Origin of the sequence: Pseudomonas fluorescens (assembly GCF_902497785.1) — a bacterium.
Classification (GTDB): domain Bacteria; phylum Pseudomonadota; class Gammaproteobacteria; order Pseudomonadales; family Pseudomonadaceae; genus Aquipseudomonas; species Aquipseudomonas fluorescens_BO.
Genome location: NZ_CABVHK010000016.1, coordinates 82,991 through 102,463 on the forward strand (window position 1 = coordinate 82,991; position 19,473 = coordinate 102,463).

The 19,473-nt window shown below is 60.8% G+C and carries 16 protein-coding genes; 5 read left to right on the forward strand and 11 right to left on the reverse strand.

Annotated features, from left to right (window positions below; genetic code table 11):
* The first annotated feature begins 178 nt into the window (after positions 1-178).
* The 4 genes from emhA to F8N62_RS23015 all read left to right on the forward strand — a co-directional run bounded on the left by emhA (position 179) and on the right by F8N62_RS23015 (position 7,555).
* On the forward strand, positions 179-1,336 hold the full coding sequence (emhA, locus tag F8N62_RS23000) for an efflux RND transporter periplasmic adaptor subunit EmhA (RefSeq protein WP_150712831.1): 1,158 nt from the start codon (positions 179-181) through the stop codon (positions 1,334-1,336).
* Positions 1,337-1,339: 3 nt separating this feature from the next.
* Positions 1,340-4,489 (forward strand): efflux RND transporter permease subunit EmhB, encoded by a 3,150-nt coding sequence (gene emhB / locus F8N62_RS23005; RefSeq protein WP_150712832.1) that lies wholly within the window; start codon positions 1,340-1,342, stop codon positions 4,487-4,489.
* On the forward strand, positions 4,486-5,946 hold the full coding sequence (gene emhC / locus F8N62_RS23010) for an efflux RND transporter outer membrane subunit EmhC (RefSeq protein ID WP_150712833.1): 1,461 nt from the start codon (positions 4,486-4,488) through the stop codon (positions 5,944-5,946). The genes emhB and emhC overlap by 4 nt, the downstream gene beginning before the upstream one ends.
* A 355-nt stretch (positions 5,947-6,301) precedes the next feature.
* Complete coding sequence (locus F8N62_RS23015) at positions 6,302-7,555, forward strand: OprD family porin (protein WP_150712834.1); 1,254 nt, start codon at positions 6,302-6,304, stop codon at positions 7,553-7,555.
* A 200-nt stretch (positions 7,556-7,755) separates the two neighbouring features.
* Here F8N62_RS23015 and pcaC read toward each other — a convergent pair whose 3' ends face one another.
* From pcaC to pcaR, 11 genes are all read right to left on the reverse strand, one after another.
* Positions 7,756-8,148, reverse strand: coding sequence for a 4-carboxymuconolactone decarboxylase (gene pcaC, locus F8N62_RS23025; RefSeq protein WP_010462533.1), 393 nt, complete (start codon positions 8,146-8,148; stop codon positions 7,756-7,758).
* Positions 8,149-8,159: 11 nt separating this feature from the next.
* Complete coding sequence (pcaD, locus tag F8N62_RS23030) at positions 8,160-8,966, reverse strand: 3-oxoadipate enol-lactonase (RefSeq protein ID WP_150712835.1); 807 nt, start codon at positions 8,964-8,966, stop codon at positions 8,160-8,162.
* 11 nt (positions 8,967-8,977) lie between these two features.
* Complete coding sequence (locus F8N62_RS23035) at positions 8,978-10,342, reverse strand: 3-carboxy-cis,cis-muconate cycloisomerase (RefSeq protein ID WP_150712836.1); 1,365 nt, start codon at positions 10,340-10,342, stop codon at positions 8,978-8,980.
* 45 nt (positions 10,343-10,387) lie between these two features.
* The gene (locus tag F8N62_RS23040) at positions 10,388-11,692 is read right to left on the reverse strand and encodes an MFS family transporter (RefSeq protein WP_150712837.1); all 1,305 of its coding nucleotides are present in this window, start codon (positions 11,690-11,692) and stop codon (positions 10,388-10,390) included.
* A gap of 167 nt (positions 11,693-11,859) precedes the next feature.
* The gene (gene pcaG, locus F8N62_RS23045) at positions 11,860-12,426 is read right to left on the reverse strand and encodes a protocatechuate 3,4-dioxygenase subunit alpha (protein WP_150712838.1); all 567 of its coding nucleotides are present in this window, start codon (positions 12,424-12,426) and stop codon (positions 11,860-11,862) included.
* Between the two features lies 1 nt (position 12,427).
* A complete protein-coding gene (pcaH, locus tag F8N62_RS23050; RefSeq protein ID WP_150712839.1) occupies positions 12,428-13,132 on the reverse strand; it encodes a protocatechuate 3,4-dioxygenase subunit beta in 705 nt (234 codons plus the stop codon).
* A 35-nt stretch (positions 13,133-13,167) separates the two neighbouring features.
* A complete protein-coding gene (gene pcaF, locus F8N62_RS23055) occupies positions 13,168-14,373 on the reverse strand; it encodes a 3-oxoadipyl-CoA thiolase (RefSeq protein WP_191632426.1) in 1,206 nt (401 codons plus the stop codon).
* Positions 14,370-15,149, reverse strand: a complete 780-nt coding sequence (locus tag F8N62_RS23060; protein WP_150712841.1) for a CoA-transferase subunit beta — start codon at positions 15,147-15,149, stop codon at positions 14,370-14,372. The genes pcaF and F8N62_RS23060 overlap by 4 nt, the downstream gene beginning before the upstream one ends.
* Positions 15,149-16,006, reverse strand: a complete 858-nt coding sequence (locus tag F8N62_RS23065; RefSeq protein ID WP_123507421.1) for a CoA transferase subunit A — start codon at positions 16,004-16,006, stop codon at positions 15,149-15,151. The genes F8N62_RS23060 and F8N62_RS23065 overlap by 1 nt, the downstream gene beginning before the upstream one ends.
* 267 nt (positions 16,007-16,273) lie before the next feature.
* Complete coding sequence (locus F8N62_RS23070; RefSeq protein WP_150712842.1) at positions 16,274-17,620, reverse strand: MFS transporter; 1,347 nt, start codon at positions 17,618-17,620, stop codon at positions 16,274-16,276.
* Between the two features lie 127 nt (positions 17,621-17,747).
* The gene (gene pcaR, locus F8N62_RS23075; protein WP_150712843.1) at positions 17,748-18,590 is read right to left on the reverse strand and encodes a pca regulon transcriptional regulator PcaR; all 843 of its coding nucleotides are present in this window, start codon (positions 18,588-18,590) and stop codon (positions 17,748-17,750) included.
* A 671-nt stretch (positions 18,591-19,261) separates the two neighbouring features.
* On the opposite strand from pcaR, the gene F8N62_RS23080 reads away from it, so the two are divergent.
* Positions 19,262-19,462 (forward strand): hypothetical protein, encoded by a 201-nt coding sequence (locus F8N62_RS23080; protein WP_150712844.1) that lies wholly within the window; start codon positions 19,262-19,264, stop codon positions 19,460-19,462.
* Positions 19,463-19,473 lie beyond the last annotated feature (11 nt).

Sequence of the window (19,473 nt, forward strand, 5' to 3'; positions counted from 1 at the left end):
CTTACAATTCAAACCTTCGAAATGGTTTTTGTAACGGTGTGGGCACGCCGCCGGGGTATTTACAAACAACCATGAACGTAAGTATAGTCCTTAGCAAGCTACTTATCTACTCAGCGCACATTTTTTACCCTTACACATTTTCTAGTGCGCAATTTGCGCGCCTGACCCGAGGATTTTCATGCAATTCAAGCCAGCTGTAACCGCTCTGGTCACCGCCGTCGCCCTTGCATCGCTGCTCAGCGGATGTAAAAAAGAAGAGGCGCCACCCGCCGCTCCACCGCCTCAGGTCGGCGTCGTTACCCTGCAACCGCAAGCGTTTACGCTGACGTCCGAACTGCCGGGTCGCACCAGCGCCTTTCGCATCGCCGAAGTTCGTCCTCAGGTCAACGGCATCATTCTCAAGCGTCTGTTCAAGGAAGGCGCTGACGTCAAGGCCGGCCAACAGCTGTATCAGATTGATCCGGCGGTGTATGAAGCCACGCTGAAAAGCGCCGAAGCCAACTTGCAACAGACCAAATCGATCTCCGATCGCTACAAGCAATTGGTCAACGAACAAGCCGTCAGCCGTCAGGAATACGACACCGCCCTGGCCAACCGCCTGCAATCGGAAGCCACGCTGCAAACTGCACAGATCAACGTGCGCTACACCAAAGTCTACGCGCCAATTTCCGGGCGTATCGGCCGTTCCAACGTCACCGAAGGCGCACTGGTCACCAGCGGCCAGGCTGATGCAATGGCAGTGATTCAGCAACTCGACCCGATCTATGTCGACGTCACCCAGTCGTCCGTGGAGCTGCTAGAACTGCGCCGCGAACTGGAAAGCGGTCGCCTGCAAAAGGCTGGCGACAACTCGGCTGCGGTCAAGCTGACCCTCGAAGACGGCAGCCAGTACAAGCTCGACGGCAAGCTCGAGTTCTCCGAAGTCTCGGTTGACCAGACCACCGGTTCCGTGACTTTGCGTGCCGTGTTCCCGAACCCGCAACACACCCTGCTGCCAGGCATGTTCGTTCACGCCCAGCTTCAGGCCGGCGTCAACGCCGCCGCGATCCTCGCGCCGCAACAAGGCGTGACCCGCGACCTCAAAGGCACTCCGACCGCGCTGGTCGTCGGTGCGGACAACAAGGTCGAGCTGCGTCAGCTCAAGGCCAGCCGCACTGTCGGCAGCCAATGGCTGATCGAGGATGGCTTGAAAGCGGGTGATCGTCTGATTACCGAAGGGCTGCAATTCGTCAAACCTGGCATTGAAGTCAACGCCAGTGAAGCGACTAACGTTGGCGCAAAGAACCCGGTCCCCGCACAGGCAGCTGAAAAGGCTTCCAGCGGCAAAGGGGAGTAAACCATGTCGAAATTCTTTATCGACCGTCCGATCTTCGCCTGGGTAATTGCCCTGGTGATCATGCTGGTCGGGGCTCTATCGATCCTCAAACTGCCGATCAACCAATACCCGAGCATTGCGCCTCCGGCCATTGCGATCCAGGTAACCTACCCAGGCGCGTCCGCACAAACCGTGCAGGACACCGTGGTGCAAGTCATCGAGCAACAACTCAACGGTATCGACAACCTGCGTTATGTCTCCTCGGAAAGTAACTCCGACGGCAGCATGACCATCACCGCGACCTTCGAGCAGGGCACCAACTCCGACACCGCGCAGGTTCAGGTCCAGAACAAACTGAACCTGGCCACCCCGCTGCTGCCGCAAGAAGTGCAGCAACAGGGCATCCGCGTGACCAAGGCAGTGAAGAACTTCCTGCTGGTCATCGGCGTGGTCTCGCGTGACGGCAGCATGACCAAGGACGACTTGTCCAACTACATCGTGTCGAACATGCAGGACCCGATCTCGCGCACCGCCGGTGTCGGCGACTTCCAGGTCTTCGGTTCCCAGTACGCGATGCGCGTCTGGCTCGACCCGGCCAAGCTCAACAACTTCAGCCTGACGCCAGTCGACGTCAAGGCCGCCATCGCGGCGCAAAACATCCAGGTGTCCTCCGGGCAACTGGGCGGCCTGCCTGCCGCACCCGGCCAGCAGTTGAACGCCACCATCATCGGCAAGACCCGTTTGCAGACCGCCGAGCAGTTCAACAAGATCCTGCTGAAGGTCAACAAGGACGGTTCGCAAGTGCGCCTGTCCGATGTCGCCGATGTAGGTCTGGGCGGGGAAAACTACAGCATCAACGCTCAGTTCAACGGCGCACCGGCTTCCGGTCTGGCGGTGAAACTGGCCAACGGTGCCAACGCCCTCGACACCGCGAAAGCGCTGCGCAACACCATCAACACGCTCAAGCCGTTCTTCCCGCAAGGCATGGAAGTGGTCTTCCCGTACGACACCACCCCGGTGGTCACCGAGTCGATCAAGGGTGTGGTTGAAACCCTGGTCGAAGCGATCGTGCTGGTGTTTTTGGTGATGTTCCTGTTCCTGCAAAACTTCCGCGCCACGGTCATCACTACGATGACAGTGCCGGTGGTGTTGCTGGGTACTTTCGGGATCCTTGCGGCCTTCGGTTTCAGCATCAACACCCTGACCATGTTCGGCATGGTGCTGGCCATCGGATTGCTGGTGGACGACGCCATCGTCGTGGTGGAAAACGTCGAACGGGTGATGAGCGAGGAAGGCCTGTCGCCCAAGGAGGCCACCAAGAAATCCATGGGGCAGATCCAGGGCGCGCTGGTCGGTATTGCCCTGGTGCTGTCGGCGGTACTGTTGCCGATGGCGTTTTTCAGCGGTTCTACCGGGGTGATCTACAAGCAGTTCTCGATCACCATCGTCTCGGCCATGGCCCTGTCGGTACTGGTCGCGCTGATCTTTACCCCGGCGCTCTGCGCCACCATGCTCAAGCCGATTCCGAAAGGCGAGCACGGCACGCCGAAACGCGGTTTCTTTGGCTGGTTCAACCGCAGCTTCGACCGCGGCGTCAAAAGCTACGAGCGTGGCGTGGGCAACATGCTGACGCACAAGGCGCCGTACCTGCTGGCCTACGTGATCATTATCGTCGGCATGATCTGGCTGTTCACCCGCATTCCAACGGCGTTCCTGCCGGAAGAAGACCAGGGCGTCCTGTTTGCCCAGGTGCAAACCCCGGCCGGCTCCAGCGCCGAGCGCACGCAAGTGGTGATCGACGAGATGCGCGCCCACCTGCTGGACAAGGAATCGGCCGCCGTGGCCTCGGTCTTTACCGTCAACGGCTTCAACTTCGCCGGTCGCGGCCAAAGCTCGGGCCTGGCATTCATCATGCTCAAGCCGTGGGATCAGCGAGACGCGGAAAACAGCGTGTTCAAACTCGCCGCCCGAGCCCAGGAACATTTCTTCACCTTCCGCGATGCCATGGTGTTCGCCTTCGCGCCGCCAGCGGTACTGGAGCTGGGTAACGCCACCGGTTTCGACGTGTTCCTGCAGGACCGTGCCGGTATCGGCCACGAGAAGCTGATGGAGGCTCGCAACCAGTTCCTCGGCATGGCGGCGCAGAGCAAGGTGCTCTATCAGGTGCGCCCGAACGGCTTGAATGATGAACCGCAATATCAGCTGGAAATCGATGACGAGAAGGCCAGTGCGCTGGGCATTACGCTCACCGACATCAACAGCACCCTGTCGATTGCCTTGGGCAGTAGCTACGTCAACGACTTCATCGACCGTGGTCGTGTGAAGAAGGTTTACGTGCAAGGCCAACCCGGCGCGCGCATGAGTCCGGAAGACATCAAGAAATGGTATGTGCGCAACAGCGCCGGCACCATGGTCCCGTTCTCGGCCTTCGCCAAGGGCGAGTGGATTTACGGTGCGCCGAAGCTCTCGCGTTACAACGGCGTAGAAGCGATGGAAATCCTCGGTGCCCCGGCGCCGGGCTATTCCACCGGTGAAGCCATGGCCGAAGTCGAAGCCCTGGCGAAGAAACTGCCGGCGGGCGTCGGGATTTCCTGGACCGGTCTGTCGTACGAAGAACGTCTGTCCGGCTCGCAAGCGCCAGCGCTGTATGCGTTGTCGTTGCTGATGGTGTTCCTGTGCCTGGCGGCGCTGTACGAAAGCTGGTCGATCCCGATCGCGGTCATGCTGGTGGTGCCACTGGGGATCATCGGTGCGCTGTTGGCGACCAGTTTGCGCGGTCTGTCCAACGACGTTTACTTCCAGGTGGGCTTGTTGACGACCATCGGTCTGGCGGCGAAAAACGCCATTCTGATCGTCGAGTTCGCCAAGGAATTGCACGAGCAAGGTCGCAGTTTGCGCGACGCGGCGATTGAAGCCTGCCGCATGCGTTTGCGACCGATCATCATGACCTCGCTGGCTTTCGTGCTCGGTGTGGTACCACTGGCTATTTCCTCGGGCGCGGGTTCGGGTAGCCAACACGCAATCGGTACCGGCGTTATTGGCGGTATGATCACGGCCACTGTCCTGGCGATCTTCTGGGTCCCACTGTTCTTCGTCACCGTATCGTCCATCGGTCAGCGTAAAAAAACCGATCAGGATGACGCTATCGAACCTTCTAAAGAGGCTGGCCAATGAGCAAGTCGCTACTCTCCATCGCAGTCGCCGCCTTCGTGCTGAGCGGCTGCTCGCTGATACCTGATTATCAGCAACCGGCCGCCCCGGTGGCTGCCGAGTACCCGCAGGGCCCGGCGTATTCGCCGGCCCAGGCGCCGAACCAGGCTGCCGCTGAACAAGGCTGGAAGCAGTTTTTCCATGACCCGGCGCTGCAACAGCTGATTCAGGTCGCCCTGGAAAACAACCGTGACCTGCGTGTCGCGGCACTGAACATCGATGCGTTTGCCGCGCAGTACCGCATCCAGCGTGCCGATCTGTATCCGGCCGTGTCGGCCAATGGCACCGGCAGTCGCCAGCGGGTTCCGGCCCGGGCCTCGCAGACCGGTGAAGCGGGCATCACCAGTTCCTACTCCGCGACCGTCGGCATCAGCGCTTACGAACTTGACCTGTTCGGTCGGGTTCGCAGCCTGAGCGAAGAAGCGCTGCAGCAATACTTCGCCACCGAAGAAGGCCGGCGCAGCACGCAGATCAGCCTGGTGGCGAACGTCGCCAATGCCTACCTGACCTGGCAGGCTGACAAAGAGCTGCGCAAGCTGACCCAGGACACCCTCGGTGCGTTCGAGGAGAGCTACAAGCTCACCTCGCGCAGCAACGAAGTGGGCGTAGCCTCGGCACTTGACCTGGCGCAGTCGCGCACGTCGGTGGAAAACGCCCGCGCGCAACTGGCCCGCTACACGCGCCAGGTTGCCCAGGACGAAAACGGCCTGGTGCTGCTGCTCGGCACCGGCATCCCGGCCAATCTGCAAGAAGCCAAACCGCTGTCTGACGACCTGCTGAGCGACGTACCGCCTGGCTTGCCGTCGGACCTGCTGCAACGTCGTCCGGACATCCTTCAGGCCGAATACAACCTGAAAGCGGCCAACGCCAACATCGGCGCGGCGCGGGCGGCGTTCTTCCCGAGCATTAGCCTGACGGCCAACGCCGGCTCCTTGAGCCCGGACTTGTCCGGCCTGTTCAAGGGAGGTTCGGGCACCTGGTTGTTCCAGCCGCAGATCAACCTGCCGATCTTCAACGCCGGCAGCCTGCGCGCCAGCCTGGATTACTCGAAAATCCAGAAAGACATCGGCGTGGCGAACTACGAAAAGTCCATTCAAACAGCCTTCCAGGAAGTCGCCGACGGCCTGGCCGCCCGCCAGACCTACACCGAGCAGTTGCAGGCCCAGCGTGATTTCGTCACTGCCAACCAGGACTACTACCGTCTGGCCGAGCGTCGTTATCGCATCGGCGTCGACAGCAACCTGACCTTCCTCGACGCCCAGCGTCAGCTGTTCAGTGCCCAACAGGCGCTGATCACCGACCGCCTGGCGCAGTTGAACAGTGCCGTGAATCTGTACAAGGCACTGGGCGGTGGCTGGAATGAGCAGACGGCGAAAGTTGAACCGCTGAAAGAAGAAGCGCCGAAGATGAGGTTGTTCTGATAGCGCTGATGTAAATACGAAGCCCACCTTTTGGTGGGCTTTTTGTTGGCCAGGATCAAAAGATCGCAGCCTTCGGCAGCTCCTACGTGAAATCGCGTAGGAGCTGCCGAAGGCTGCGATCTTGTTTTTTTGCTGTTCGATAACCGCCCAAAACCCGCTTTCACCAATTGAACCATCTAGTTCATTCCCCGCACCATTCGCTCCACAAAACCAATAACAACAGGTTCGACACCATGCCCCGCCCTGCCCTGTCCGGCTGATCCCACCCGTTTCATTCGAATTCGATCTTTGTCTGCGACTTCCACCGTCGCGGCATCACCCCGCTTCATCCCCAAGAATCAGAGAGACCGAGCCCATGACGCCTTCCCCTTATTTCGTCCCCAGCCTGATCGCCATCGCCCTGACCGGTGCGTCCTTGCCCGCCACTGCCGAAGAGACGGGTTTCGTCGAAGGTGCCAAGGTCAACCTGAACCTGCGCAATTTCTACATCAACCGCAACTTCACCAACCCGACCAAAGCCCAGGGCAAGGCTGAAGAGTGGACGCAAAGCTTTATCCTCGATGCCAAGTCCGGTTTTACCCAGGGCACGGTCGGGTTCGGCATGGATGTACTGGGGTTATATTCGGTGAAACTCGATGGCGGCAAAGGCACCGGCGGCACACAGTTGCTACCACTGGATAGCGACGGGCGCCCGGCGGACCAATTCGGTCGCACCAACGTGGCGTTCAAGGCGAAGCTGTCGCAGACCGAAGTGAAGGTTGGCGAATGGATGCCAGTGCTGCCGATCCTGCGTTCCGACGACGGTCGATCCCTGCCGCAAACCTTCCGTGGCGGCCAGGTCACCTCGAAGGAAATCAACGGCCTGACGCTCTACGGCGGGCAGTTCCGCCAGAACAGCCCGCGTGACGATAGCAGCATGAGCGACATGTCCATGACCGGCAGAGCGACGATCACTTCAGACCGTTTCAACTTCCAGGGCGGCGAATACCTGTTCAACGAAAAACGCACGCAGATCGCGCTGTGGAACGCCGAACTCAAGGACATCTACAGCCAGCAATTCGTCAACCTGATCCACAGCCAGCCCCTCGGCGACTGGACCCTCGGCGCCAACCTCGGCTACTTCTATGGCAAGGAAGACGGCAGCGCCCGCGCCGGCGATCTGGACAACAAGACCTGGTCGGGGTTGTTCTCGGCAAAATACGGTGGCAACACCTTCTACGTCGGCCTGCAAAAGCTCACCGGCGACAGCGCCTGGATGCGGGTCAACGGCACCAGCGGCGGCACCCTGGCCAACGACAGCTACAACTCCAGCTACGACAATGCGCAGGAAAAATCCTGGCAGGTTCGTCACGACTACAACTTCGTCGCACTCGGCATACCCGGCCTGACTCTGATGAACCGCTACATCAGCGGCGACAACGTACACACCGGGACCATCACCGATGGCAAGGAATGGGGACGTGAAAGTGAACTGGGCTACACCGTGCAAAGTGGTGTGCTGAAAGACTTGAACCTCAAATGGCGCAATTCAACCATGCGCCGCGACTACAGCAACAACGAGTTCGACGAGAACCGGGTGATCGTCAGCTACCCGATCAGTTTGTTGTAAACACAATCAAATGTGGGAGCGAGCTTGCTCGCGAAAGCGGCGTACCAGTCAACGAAGCTCTTGAATGTACAGCCGCCATCGCGGGCAAGCCCGCTCCCACAGGGATCTGGAGTGAACATAAAATTTGTGTTCACCCCAACCCACTGTGGGAGCGGGCTTGCCCGCGATGGCGTCAGTTCTAACCATACAAACCCCGAAGATTACTCCCGGGATTCAACCCCCAACTCATCCCACACCGACTCAGCCAAATGAAACGTCGCATTCGCCGCCGGAATGCCGCAGTAGATCGCGCTCTGCATGATCACTTCCTTGATCTCGCCGCGCGTCACGCCGTTGTTGGCGGCGGCGCGCAGGTGCAGTTTGAGTTCTTCGTTGCGGTTCATGCCGATCAGCATGGCAATGGTGATCAGGCTGCGGGTATGGCGCGGCAGGCCCGGGCGCGTCCAGATGTCGCCCCAGGCATGACGCGTGATCATTTCCTGAAACTCCGAGTTGAACTCAGTCAGCGCGTTGAGGCTGCGATCGACGTGGGCGTCGCCGAGCACTGCGCGGCGAACCTCCAGGCCCTCGTCGTAACGTTGTTTCTCATCCACAGCAATTCCCCTCAATGGCCCAACAAGAATGCGACAACGCGATCACTGAACGCAGCCCCGGCCTGCACGTTGGACAGGTGCGCGGCGTAGAACTCGGCGTACTCCGCGCCCGGCACATGTTCCTGAATGAAGTGTCCACCAGACGGCGGCGTCACCGCATCTTCAGTGCCGGCGATCACCAGCAGCGGCACCTTGATCGAGGACAACTGCTCGCGGAAATCGGCATCGCGCACGGCGGCGCAGTTGGCTGCGTAACCTTCAGGAGAAGTGGCCGCGAGCATGTCGGTAATCCGCTTCGCCGCCGCCGGATTGGCTTCGGCAAAATCAGCGGTGAACCAGCGTGCAATCGAGGCATCACGCAGCGCGACCATGGCCGCCGACCCGTCACGCAGCACTGTTTCAATGCGTGGGTTCCAGATCGACGGATCGCCGATTTTCGCCGCGGTGTTGCACACCACCAGTTTGTTCAATCGCTCACCGGCGTTGATCCCCAGCCATTGGCCGATCAAGCCGCCCATCGACAAACCGCAGAAATGAGCTTTTTCGATGTGCAACGCATCGAGCAAGGCGAGCACGTCATGACCCAATTGCTCGATGCTGTAGGGCCCCGGCGTTACCAGCGACTGGCCGTGACCACGGGTGTCGAAACGCAGCACGCGAAAATGCTCGGTGAACGCGGCCATCTGCGCGTCCCACATGTGCAGGTCGGTGCCCAGCGAGTTGGACAGCACCAGCACCGGCGCATCGTCCGGCCCATCGAGTTGCGGCCCTTGAATCTGGTAGTGCAGTTCGCCCTCGGCGAGTTGTACGAAAGCCACAGCAATCTCCTTCAGGCAGTCAATGCAGAATGTTCAGCCACCGCTCGCTCGACCCAGGTATGGGCCTGACCGAGATAATGTGCCGGGTCCAGCAGACGATCGAGTTCAGCCGCCGAGAGTTCGGCGGTCACTTGCGGCTCATCGCCCAGCACCGCACGCAAATGCCGCTGCTCGGCGACAGCGCGTTTGCAGCACTGTTCCAGTAAATGATGCGCGGTGTCGCGACCGACCCGTTGCGCGAGGACGATGCTCACCGCTTCGGCCAGCACCAGGCCTTGGGTCAGGTCGAGGTTGCGGGTCATGCGCTCGGCGTCCACTTCCAGCCCGTCCGCCACCAGCAGCGCTTGTTTGAGGCTGCCGGACACCAGGCAGCAGATTTCCGGCAGCGTTTCCCACTCGGCATGCCACAGACCCAGACTGCGCTCGTGTTCTTGCGGCATCGCACTGAACAGGGTCGAGAGCAGTCCGGGTACCCGCGTGGCGGCACTGATCAACACCGCCGCGCCAACCGGGTTGCGTTTGTGCGGCATGGTCGACGAACCACCCTTGCCCGGCGCCGACGGTTCGAACACTTCGCCGGCTTCGGTCTGCATCAGCAAACTTATGTCGCGACCGAGTTTGCCGAGGCTGCCGGCGATCAATCCCAGCACCGAGCCGAACTCCACCAGGCGATCACGCTGGGTGTGCCAGGGCTGGTCCGGCAAGCTCAGGTGCAATTCAGCGGCCAGCGCTTCGGCAATCGGCATCGCCTGTTCGCCCAGGGCCGCGAGGGTTCCGGAGGCGCCGCCGAATTGCAGCACCAGCAGGCGCGGTTTCAGTTCTTGCAGTCGTTGGCGACTGCGGGTGACGGCGCCCAGCCATCCGGCGATCTTCATGCCCAGGGTCACCGGCGTGGCGTGTTGCAGCCAGGTGCGACCGGCCAGCGGTGTGGCGACATAACGTTCCGCCTGGGTTGCCAGGATTTGACCCAGTTGCGCCAGATCACCTTCTATCAACTCGAGCGCGCGACGCAGTTGCAGCACCAGACCGGTGTCCATCACGTCCTGACTGGTCGCGCCCAAATGCACATAGCGCTCGGCTTCGGCATCGGTGGTGGCGATCTGTTTGCCCAACGCTTTCACCAACGGAATCGCCGAATTGCCAGCCGTCGCGATCGCCTCGCCGAGTGCGCAAAAGTCATAGTGCTCTGAGCGGCAAGCCGCTTCGATGGCGGCCACAGCTGTCTGCGGAATCAACCCGACATACGCCTCGGCCCGGGCCAGCGCCGCTTCGACATCGAGCATGGCCTGAACCCGGCCCTGATCGCAGAACACCTCTCGCATATCTCGAGCGGTGAAATAGGCATCGAACAATTGATTGCCCGGTCGCTGGTTCATAAACAGTCCCTGAAGGCGCGGGCCAGCGCGGCCCACGCGGTTGGATCAAAGGTCGTGATGCAGGTATTTAGCCTGTTTCGGCAGGCGCAGGCTGAACAGGAACGCCACCGCCATCATCACCGTGACATACCAATAGAAGGAGTTTTCCATGCCCCCGGCTTTGAGGCTCAGCGCGACGTATTCCGCGGAACCGCCGAAGATCGCATTCGCCACCGCGTACGCCAGGCCAACGCCGAGGGCGCGCACTTCCGGCGGGAACATTTCGGCTTTCACCAGACCGCTGATCGAGGTGTAGAAACTGACGATCGCCAGCGCCACCGTGATCAGCACAAACGCCAGGAACGGGCTGCTGACGCTTTTCAGGCTCAACAGAATCGGAACGGTGAACAGCGTACCCAAAGCACCGAACCACAGCATCGAGCTACGTCGGCCGATCTTGTCCGCGAGCATGCCGAACAGCGGCTGCATGCACATGTAAAGAAAGAGCGCGCCGGTCATGATGTAGCTGGCGGTCTTGGCGTGCATGCCGGCGGTGTTCACCAGGTATTTCTGCATGTACGTGGTGAAGGTGTAGAAAATCAGCGAGCCACCGGCGGTGTAGCCCAACACGGTAATGAACGCGGCTTTATGGTCGCGGAACAAGGCGCGGATGCTGCCGGCGTCTTTGTTTTCGCGCATTTCCTTGCTGGTGGTTTCTTTCAACGAACGGCGCAGGAACAGCGAGATCAACGCGGCCACTGCACCGACCACAAACGGGATCCGCCAGCCGTAGGCACGCAGGTCATCTTCGGTGAGGAATTGTTGCAGGACCACCACCAGCGACACCGCCAGCAACTGCCCGCCAATCAGCGTTACGTACTGGAACGAGGCGAAGAAACCGCGCTGGCCCTTGAGCGCGACTTCGCTCATGTATGTCGCGGTGGTGCCGTACTCGCCGCCCACCGACAAACCCTGGAGCAAGCGTGCAAACAGCAGCATGATCGGTGCCCAGACGCCGATGTCCTTGTAGGTCGGCAGGCACGCGATGAGCAGCGAGCCGAAGCACATCATCAGAATCGAAATGAGCATCGAATTCTTGCGCCCGTGCTTGTCCGCGACCCGGCCGAAAATCCAGCCACCGATCGGTCGCATCAGGAACCCGGCGGCGAACACGCCAGCGGTGTTCACCAGTTGCACGGTGGGGTTATCAGACGGGAAAAACGCCGGGGCAAAATAGATCGCGCAAAAGGCGTAGACGTAGAAGTCGAACCATTCGACGAGGTTGCCCGACGAGGCGCCGACAATTGCGAAGATGCGCTTGCTGCGCTCTTCTCCGGTGTAATGCGCTGTAGTCGCGGTGGGGGTGGCCATTGTTTTTCACTCTTTGGGGACTGTGACATTCTAGACACACTTTGCAACAGTCCCGTTCCACAGTAGTACCTGAACATCAAAAGATCGCAGCCTTCGGCAGCTCCTACAGTCGCATGGCATCTTCACCGGTAGGAGCTGCCGAAGGCTGCGATCTTTTGATCTTGACCTCAATAATCGAAGAACACCGTCTCGGCATCCGTGCCCTGCAGAATCACATTCCACTGATACACACCCGTCGCGTCCTGCTTCGCCAGCAAGGTTGCGCGACGCTCGGCCGGCACGCATTCCAGCAGCGGGTCGTCGACGTTGGCCGGTTCGCCATCGAAGTAAATCCGCGTCAGCAAGTGCTTCACCAACCCGCGCGCGAACACCAGTACCACCAAATGCGGCGCCTGGGTCGTGCCTTTCAGGCCTTCGACGGTGCCCGGCTTGATCGTGGTGAACCGGAAGCGCCCTTCGGCGTCCACCGGCACCCGGCCGAACCCTTCGAAGTTCGGGTCCAGGGGTTTGTCCTGATCGTCTTCCGGGTGGTCGTACTTGCCGGCCGCGTTGGCCTGCCAGACTTCCAGCATCGCGTCGTTGACGACGTCGCCGTTGCCATCCACCACTTGCCCGGTGATCGCCACGCGCTCGCCCAGGGTTTGCTCGACGGTGAGGTTTTCGCGGTTCAGCCAGGTCAGGCCAATGTGGTAATACGGCCCGACGGTGTGGGACGTGGTCGCAGTCAGCGTCATCTTATTTCTCCATCGGCGTGGCATCACGGCCGCGCAAGACGATGTCCCAGCGATAACCGAGGGCGTAGGAAGGAATGGTTTTTTCCAGGTCGAAACTGGCGATCAGGCGCTCTTTGGCGCGGGTGTCGGGTACGCAGTTGTAGATCGGGTCGTACGCCAGCAGCGGGTCGCCCGGAAAATACATTTGCGTTACCAGCCGCGTCAGGATGCTCGGCCCGAACAACGAGAAATGGATGTGCGCCGGGCGCCAGGCGTTGTGGTGGTTGCCCCACGGGTAGGCGCCGGGCTTGATGGTCTGGAATTGATACCCGCCATCGGCATCGGTCACGGTACGCCCGGTGCCGGTGAAGTTCGGGTCCAGCGGCGCGTCGTGCAGGTCGCGGGCGTGGTTGTAACGACCGGCGGCGTTGGCCTGCCAGATCTCCACCAGAATCCCCGGCACCGGCAAACCGTTTTCATCGAGCACACGGCCGTGAATGATGATGCGTTCGCCCTGCGGCTCGCCCGCGTGTTGAGCGGTCAGGTCGTTGTCCTTCTCGTTGATGCGCTCGGCGCCGATGGTCGGGCCGGTAATTTCCGACAGCGAATGGGGCAGAAACACCAACGGCTTGGACGGCGAGCGCAGGTTGGTGGATTGATAAGTCGGGTGCAGGTAGTCCGGCTGGGTGCCCTCCTGCGGGCGACGGTAACCAGGCTTGTCAGTCATTTCGCTTTCCTCTGTTCTTATGTCACGGCTGAGGGTCAGACGCGTTCGATCGCCAGGGCCAGGCCCTGACCGACACCGACGCACATGGTCGCCAGACCTTTCTTGCCACCGGTTTTTTCCAGCTGATGCAACGCGGTCAGCACCAGACGCGCACCGCTCATGCCCAACGGATGGCCCAGGGCAATCGCCCCGCCGTTCGGGTTGACCTGTGCGGCGTCGTCCGCCAGCCCCAATTCACGCAACACTGCCAGGCCCTGGCTGGCGAAGGCTTCGTTGAGCTCGATCACGTCGAAGTCGCTGACGGCTACGCCCAGGCGTTCAGTCAGTTTACGCACCGCCGGTACCGGGCCGATGCCCATCACGCGGGGAGCGACGCCGGCGCTGGCCATGCCCAGGACTTTGGCGCGAGCGGTCAAGCCGTGCTTTTTCACCGCTTCGGCGGATGCGAGGATCAGTGCGGCGGCACCGTCGTTCACACCCGACGCATTGCCGGCAGTGACGGTTTTATCGGGACCGTTGACCGGTTTCAGTTTGGCCAGGGTTTCCAGCGTGGTGTCAGCCCGGGGATGTTCGTCCTGGCTGACGACTGTCTCACCCTTCTTGTGGACAACACGCACTTCCACGATTTCTTCCGCGAAAAATCCTGCAGCCTGCGCGGCGGCGGTGCGCTGTTGGCTGCGCAGGGCGAACGCGTCCTGATCCTCGCGGGACACTTCAAAGTCATCCGCCACGTTGTCGGCGGTTTGCGGCATCGCATCGACACCGTACTGCGCTTTCATCAACGGGTTGATAAAACGCCAGCCGATGGTGGTGTCTTCCAGCTTCATGTTGCGCGAGAACGCGGCATCGGCCTTGCCCATCACGAACGGCGCGCGGGACATCGACTCGACGCCGCCGGCAATCGCCAGCTCCATTTCGCCGCTGGCGATGGCGCGAAATGCAGTGCCAATGGCGTCCATGCCCGAAGCACACAGGCGATTGAGGGTCACGCCCGGAATGCTGTCCGGCAGGCCAGCCAGCAACAAGGCCATGCGCGCCACGTTGCGGTTGTCTTCGCCGGCCTGGTTAGCGCAGCCGAGGAACACCTCGTCCACCGCGCTCCAGTCTACCGACGGGTTGCGCTCCATCAGCGCCTTGATCGGTACAGCGGCGAGGTCGTCGGCGCGGACCGTCGACAGGCCACCGCCGAAACGGCCGATGGGGGTGCGAATCGCGTCACAGATGTAAACGTCGCGCATCATGCTTCTCCAGGTGCCTGGCCGTGGGCCGCCGCGGTGCGGGCTTCCAGATCCCTGAGCGCTTTGAGTTCAACCTCGGTCGGCTCGGCCGTGTGTTCAACGGTGTCGGCAAATCGAATGGCCCAACCGGTGGCCGCGATCACTTGCTCGCGGGTCACACCAGGGTGCAGCGCGGTGACCACGAATTCATGGGTATCGGCTTCCGGTTCCATGATGCACAGGTCGGTGATGATACCGACCGGGCCAGCGCCCGGCAGGCCGAGGCGTTTGCGCGAATCGCCGCCCTCGCCATGACCGACCGAGGTGATGAAGTCGAGTTTGTCGACGAAGGAACGCGCCGACTGTTTAAGGATGATCAACACGCTTTTGGCCGAACCGGCAATCTCCGGCGCGCCACCGGCACCCGGCAGACGCACTTTCGGCGCGTGATAATCACCGACCACCGTGGTGTTGATGTTGCCGAAGCGGTCTACCTGCGCGGCGCCGAGAAAACCGACGTCGATACGCCCGCCCTGCAGCCAGTAGCGAAAAATCTCACCGGTCGGTACGACGGTGTCAGCGGTTTCCGCCAGCTCACCGTCGCCAATCGACAGCGGCAGCACGCTCGGCTTGGCACCGATCGGGCCCGATTCGTAGATCAGGACGACATCCGGCGAGGACGTCAGACGTGCGAGGTTGGCGGCTTTCGATGGCAGGCCGATGCCGACGAAGCACACCGAACCGTTTTTCAGGCGGCGAGCGGCGGCGACGGTCATCATTTCATTGGTGGTGTAAGTCATTACTTGGCCTCCGAAGCAGCGGCCAGCTTGGCCTGAAACTCGCTGAAGTCAGCGCAGCCATGGATGTATTCGTTGATCCACGCGGTGAAGGTTTCACGGTCGCGGGCAATCGGATCCCAGGCTTGATAGAAGCGGTTATCGCGCTCGTTGTAGCCATGAGCGTAAGACGGATGCGCGCCACCAGGCACGTGGCACACCGCGCTCAAGGCCCAGGTCGGCAAAACGCAGGAGTTCATCGGTGCATTCAGGTCGTCGACAATTTCTTCAACGGTGACAATGCAACGTTTGGCGGCCAGCGCGGCTTCTTTCTGCACGCCCAGAATGCCCCAGAGCAGCACGTTGCCCTTGCGGTCGGCTTTCTGCGCGTGAATCACGGTGATGTCGGGGCGTACCGAAGGCACGGCGGCCAGCACTTCGCCGGTGAACGGGCACGTCACTGTCTTGATCAGCGGGTTGACCTTCGGCAGGTCGGAGCCGGCGTAGGCCCGCAGTACCGCGAACGGTAGGCCGGAAGCGCCAGCGACGTAGGCATTGGCCAGGTCGGCGTGGCTGTGTTCTTCGATTTCCAGCGGATGCGGCCACTGCTTCTCGACCGCGTCACGCAGACGATGCAGAGAGCCGACGCCGGGGTTGCCGCCCCAGGAGAAAATCAGCTTGCGGGCACAACCGGCGCCGATCAACTGGTCGTAGATCAGGTCAGGCGTCATCCGCACCAGCGTCAGGTCTTTCTTGCCCTGGCGAATGATTTCGTGACCCGCCGCCGTAGGGATCAGGTGAGTAAAGCCTTCGAGCGCGACGGTATCGCCGTCGTTAACGAACTGCTTCACCGCGTCGTGCAGCGAAAGGATTTCAGCCATGGGGCAGGCTCCCGTTTTGTTATGAACCGACAGTGGATGAAAAAGGCGCGATGCGCGCGCCGCAATGACTGAAGAGTAAGCCCCTGAAAAAAGCCAAACAATCCGATAATCGACTAAGTGTTCGTTTATCGAACATATTGTTGTCTTCCTACCTATCCCCAAAAGCTTCGCGAGCAGGCTCGCTCCCACAGGAGAAGGCGATCAACTGTGGGAGCGAGCCTGCTCGCGAAGCGCCATCAAAACCACTGGAGATTCCGGATCAGCCGATCAGGTCGCATCCGCATGACTGACCATGCCCTTGATCACCACCGCCGTTGTCGCCAACGCGGCCGGAATGACCAGCGCCGTCAGCACTTGCTCGAAGTTCCAGCCCAGCCCCAGCAACGTCGCGCCCATCCATGCACCGAGAATCGCGCCGAACCGGCCTATCCCCAGCATCCACGACACACCGGTTGCCCGGCCTTGGGTCGGATAAAAACGCGCGGCCAAAGAAGGCATGGCCGATTGCGCGCCGTTGACACACATCCCGGCCACCAGCACCAGCGTGGCCAATAGCGTGATGTTGCCCAGGCTCTGCCCTACCGCGTAGGCAAACACCCCGGCCAGCAAGTAGAAAATGCCGATGACCTTGTGCGGATTGAACCGGTCCATCGCCCAGCCCACGCCAACGGCACTGAGCACTCCGCCGAACTGGAACAGCGCGCCGATAAATGCCGCCTGTTCCATGCTCGCACCACTGTCACGCATCAGCGTCGGCAGCCAGCTGGTCAGCAGGTAAACGATCACCAGGCCCATGAAGTAGGTCAGCCACAGCAGTAAAGTGCCGGTGCTGTAGGTGCCGGAGAAGATCACCGCAAACACGTTGCGCGCCTTGACGGTTTTCTGTTCCGGCACGCTGAAGCTGGCGGCCTGAGCGACAACGGTCGGATCGATCGGCGCCAGCGCCTTGCGCACTTTGTCCGTGCCGCGGTTGCGCACTACCAGGTAGCGCGCCGATTCCGGCAGCCAGAACAGCAGAACGACCGCCAGGATCAACGGCAGAATCCCGCCGATCAGCAACAGGCTGTGCCAGCCGAACGCCGGAATCAGCTTGGCCGAGATAAACCCGCCGGCGGCCATGCCGAGGTTGAAGCCGCAGAACATGCTGGTCACCAGCAGGGATTTTTTGCGTTCCGGCGTGTATTCCGACAGCAGCGTCGTGGCGTTCGGCATACCGGCACCCAGGCCCAGCCCGGTCAGGAAGCGCAGCACCAGCAATTGATCGACATTCGTGCTGTAAGCCGACGCCAGGCTGAAGGCGCCGAACAACAGCACCGCGCCCACCAGTACGACTTTTCGCCCGAAGCGGTCAGCCAAAGGGCCGGAACCCAGTGCGCCGAAGACCATGCCGATCAACGCCGCACTCATCACCGGGCCGAGGCTGGCCCGATCGATGCCCCAGTCTTGGGACAGGGCCGGCGCGATGAACCCCATGGCCGCGGTGTCGAGGCCGTCAAGAAAGACAATCAGGAAACACAGGATCACCACGCGCCACTGATAGCGCGAGATGGGTTGAGCATTGATGAAGGACTGCACGTCGAGGCAGTTGCCTACAGCAGACTGGGGCTGGTTCATTATTTTTATTCCACACAAGAACTCAGTCGGACAGAAACCAACCAAGGCTGGCACTGCCGCGACATTAGTGATCCCGGGGAAAGTGCGTCAATTCGATAAACGCGAGTCTGTGCGATTATCGAACAGCTTAGGCGAATAGCTGCGCGCTGAGGTTGCGGCTGGCGCCCAGCAGGCCGGGCAGGAACCGCTGCTCCAGTTCGCTGCGGCTGACCCGGCCAGCGTGCGTGCTGACATTAAGCGCCGCCACCACTTGCCCGGACGCGTCGTACACCGGAACCGCAATCGAGCGCAGGCCTTGTTCCAGCTCCTGATCGACGATGCACCAGCCTTGTTGCCGCACTTCCTGCAGGCATTCGAGCAGCGCCTCGGGGGTATGCAGGGTGCGACTGGTCTTGGCTTGCAGGTCGGCATGGTCGAGGTATTCACGCAGCGACGTGTCGTCGAGTGCCGCGAGCAGGATTCTGCCCATGGAGGTGCAATAGGCCGGCAGGCGTCCACCCACCGAAAGGTCTACCGAGATCAAACGCTGAGTCGTCGCCGAGCGCGCGATGTACAAAATGTCATCGCCTTCCAGCGTGGCCATGTTGCAGGCTTCATGAAGTTGCTCGCTCATGCGGTCGAGGTAAGGCTGGGCGGAGACTGCCAGCGGGGTCGAGGACAGATACGCATGGCCGAGGGTCAGCACTTTGGGCAGCAGCGAATAGGTGCGACCGTCAGTGGTGGCGTAGCCCAGTTTGATCAGGGTGTGCAGGCAACGGCGCACAGCAGCGCGGGGAATTTCCGTGCGGTGACTGATTTGCGCGATGGTCAAATGCCGTTTGCGCTCCTGGAAGGCTTGCACCACAGCCAGGCCACGGGCCAGCGAGGTCATGAAGTCCGGGTCACCCGTCAGGGCCTGGATCCGCTTGGCGGGCGACGCGACGATCGGCGGCGCCACCGAAGCGAAGGAATTGCGCATTTGCTCGTTCATATCAGGTCCTTTTCCACACGGATCAGCGATGGCTATTACAAGCGCCTAAAGGGCCGGCACACAAGCGGCTGACAGCCAGCATCGTGCGATTATCGAACCATCGACCGATAATCGCAACAAGTGCGACCCTTCGAGGGCTATCAATTGAGCCGGCAGGGTGATTTAAACACTGCCTGTTTGTGAGCAGGCTTGAACCCTGAGTCAAAGACCCCATGTAACGCCTTAACTTGTTCGACTTAATGACGTCAGAAAGACATCGCCGCCAAGTGATCGCAAAAACTCTAGAGTAATAAAACAATCACACATACAGATCCATTTTTAACTCTTTGCCGATAGTGTTATTCAAATCGACCGCTATAATGCAAATCAGTGGCGACCCGGTTGGTTCTATCGACCGGCGCCCCTGCCCGGTAGCCCGATGTCCCATCGCGGCTGCCCCCGGCAAGCGCCTGATGCGCATTTCATATGCGCGCGCAACGCGCTCGCTGAAACAGGAAACTGATGCTACGTCAGCTGTTTTGCTCTGGTGCCGTGGCCGCCTGCAACATGGAAGTATTGAACACCCTCTCCAGGATATTGCCTTCACGGGCACTGCCCTCTTGGTTACGTGTTCAATAGATTTGTTGCAGCGCGAATGACCAGAATTAATCTCAACCCATACAGGTAGCACTGTGACGAAAGACGAACTGCGCGCGGAACTTGAGCGCCAGGAACAACGTTACAAGGAAGTTTACGGCGGGGAAGTCACCACCTACGCCGCTCAGCCCGAACCGGAACGCAAACCCTGGCGTAAACGCGCCACCGTTCAGGACCAGGCTTTTACCCAGGAACTGCAGAAAATGGAAAAGGAACTCAAACCCGAGGAGCCGTGATCGCCTCGGCC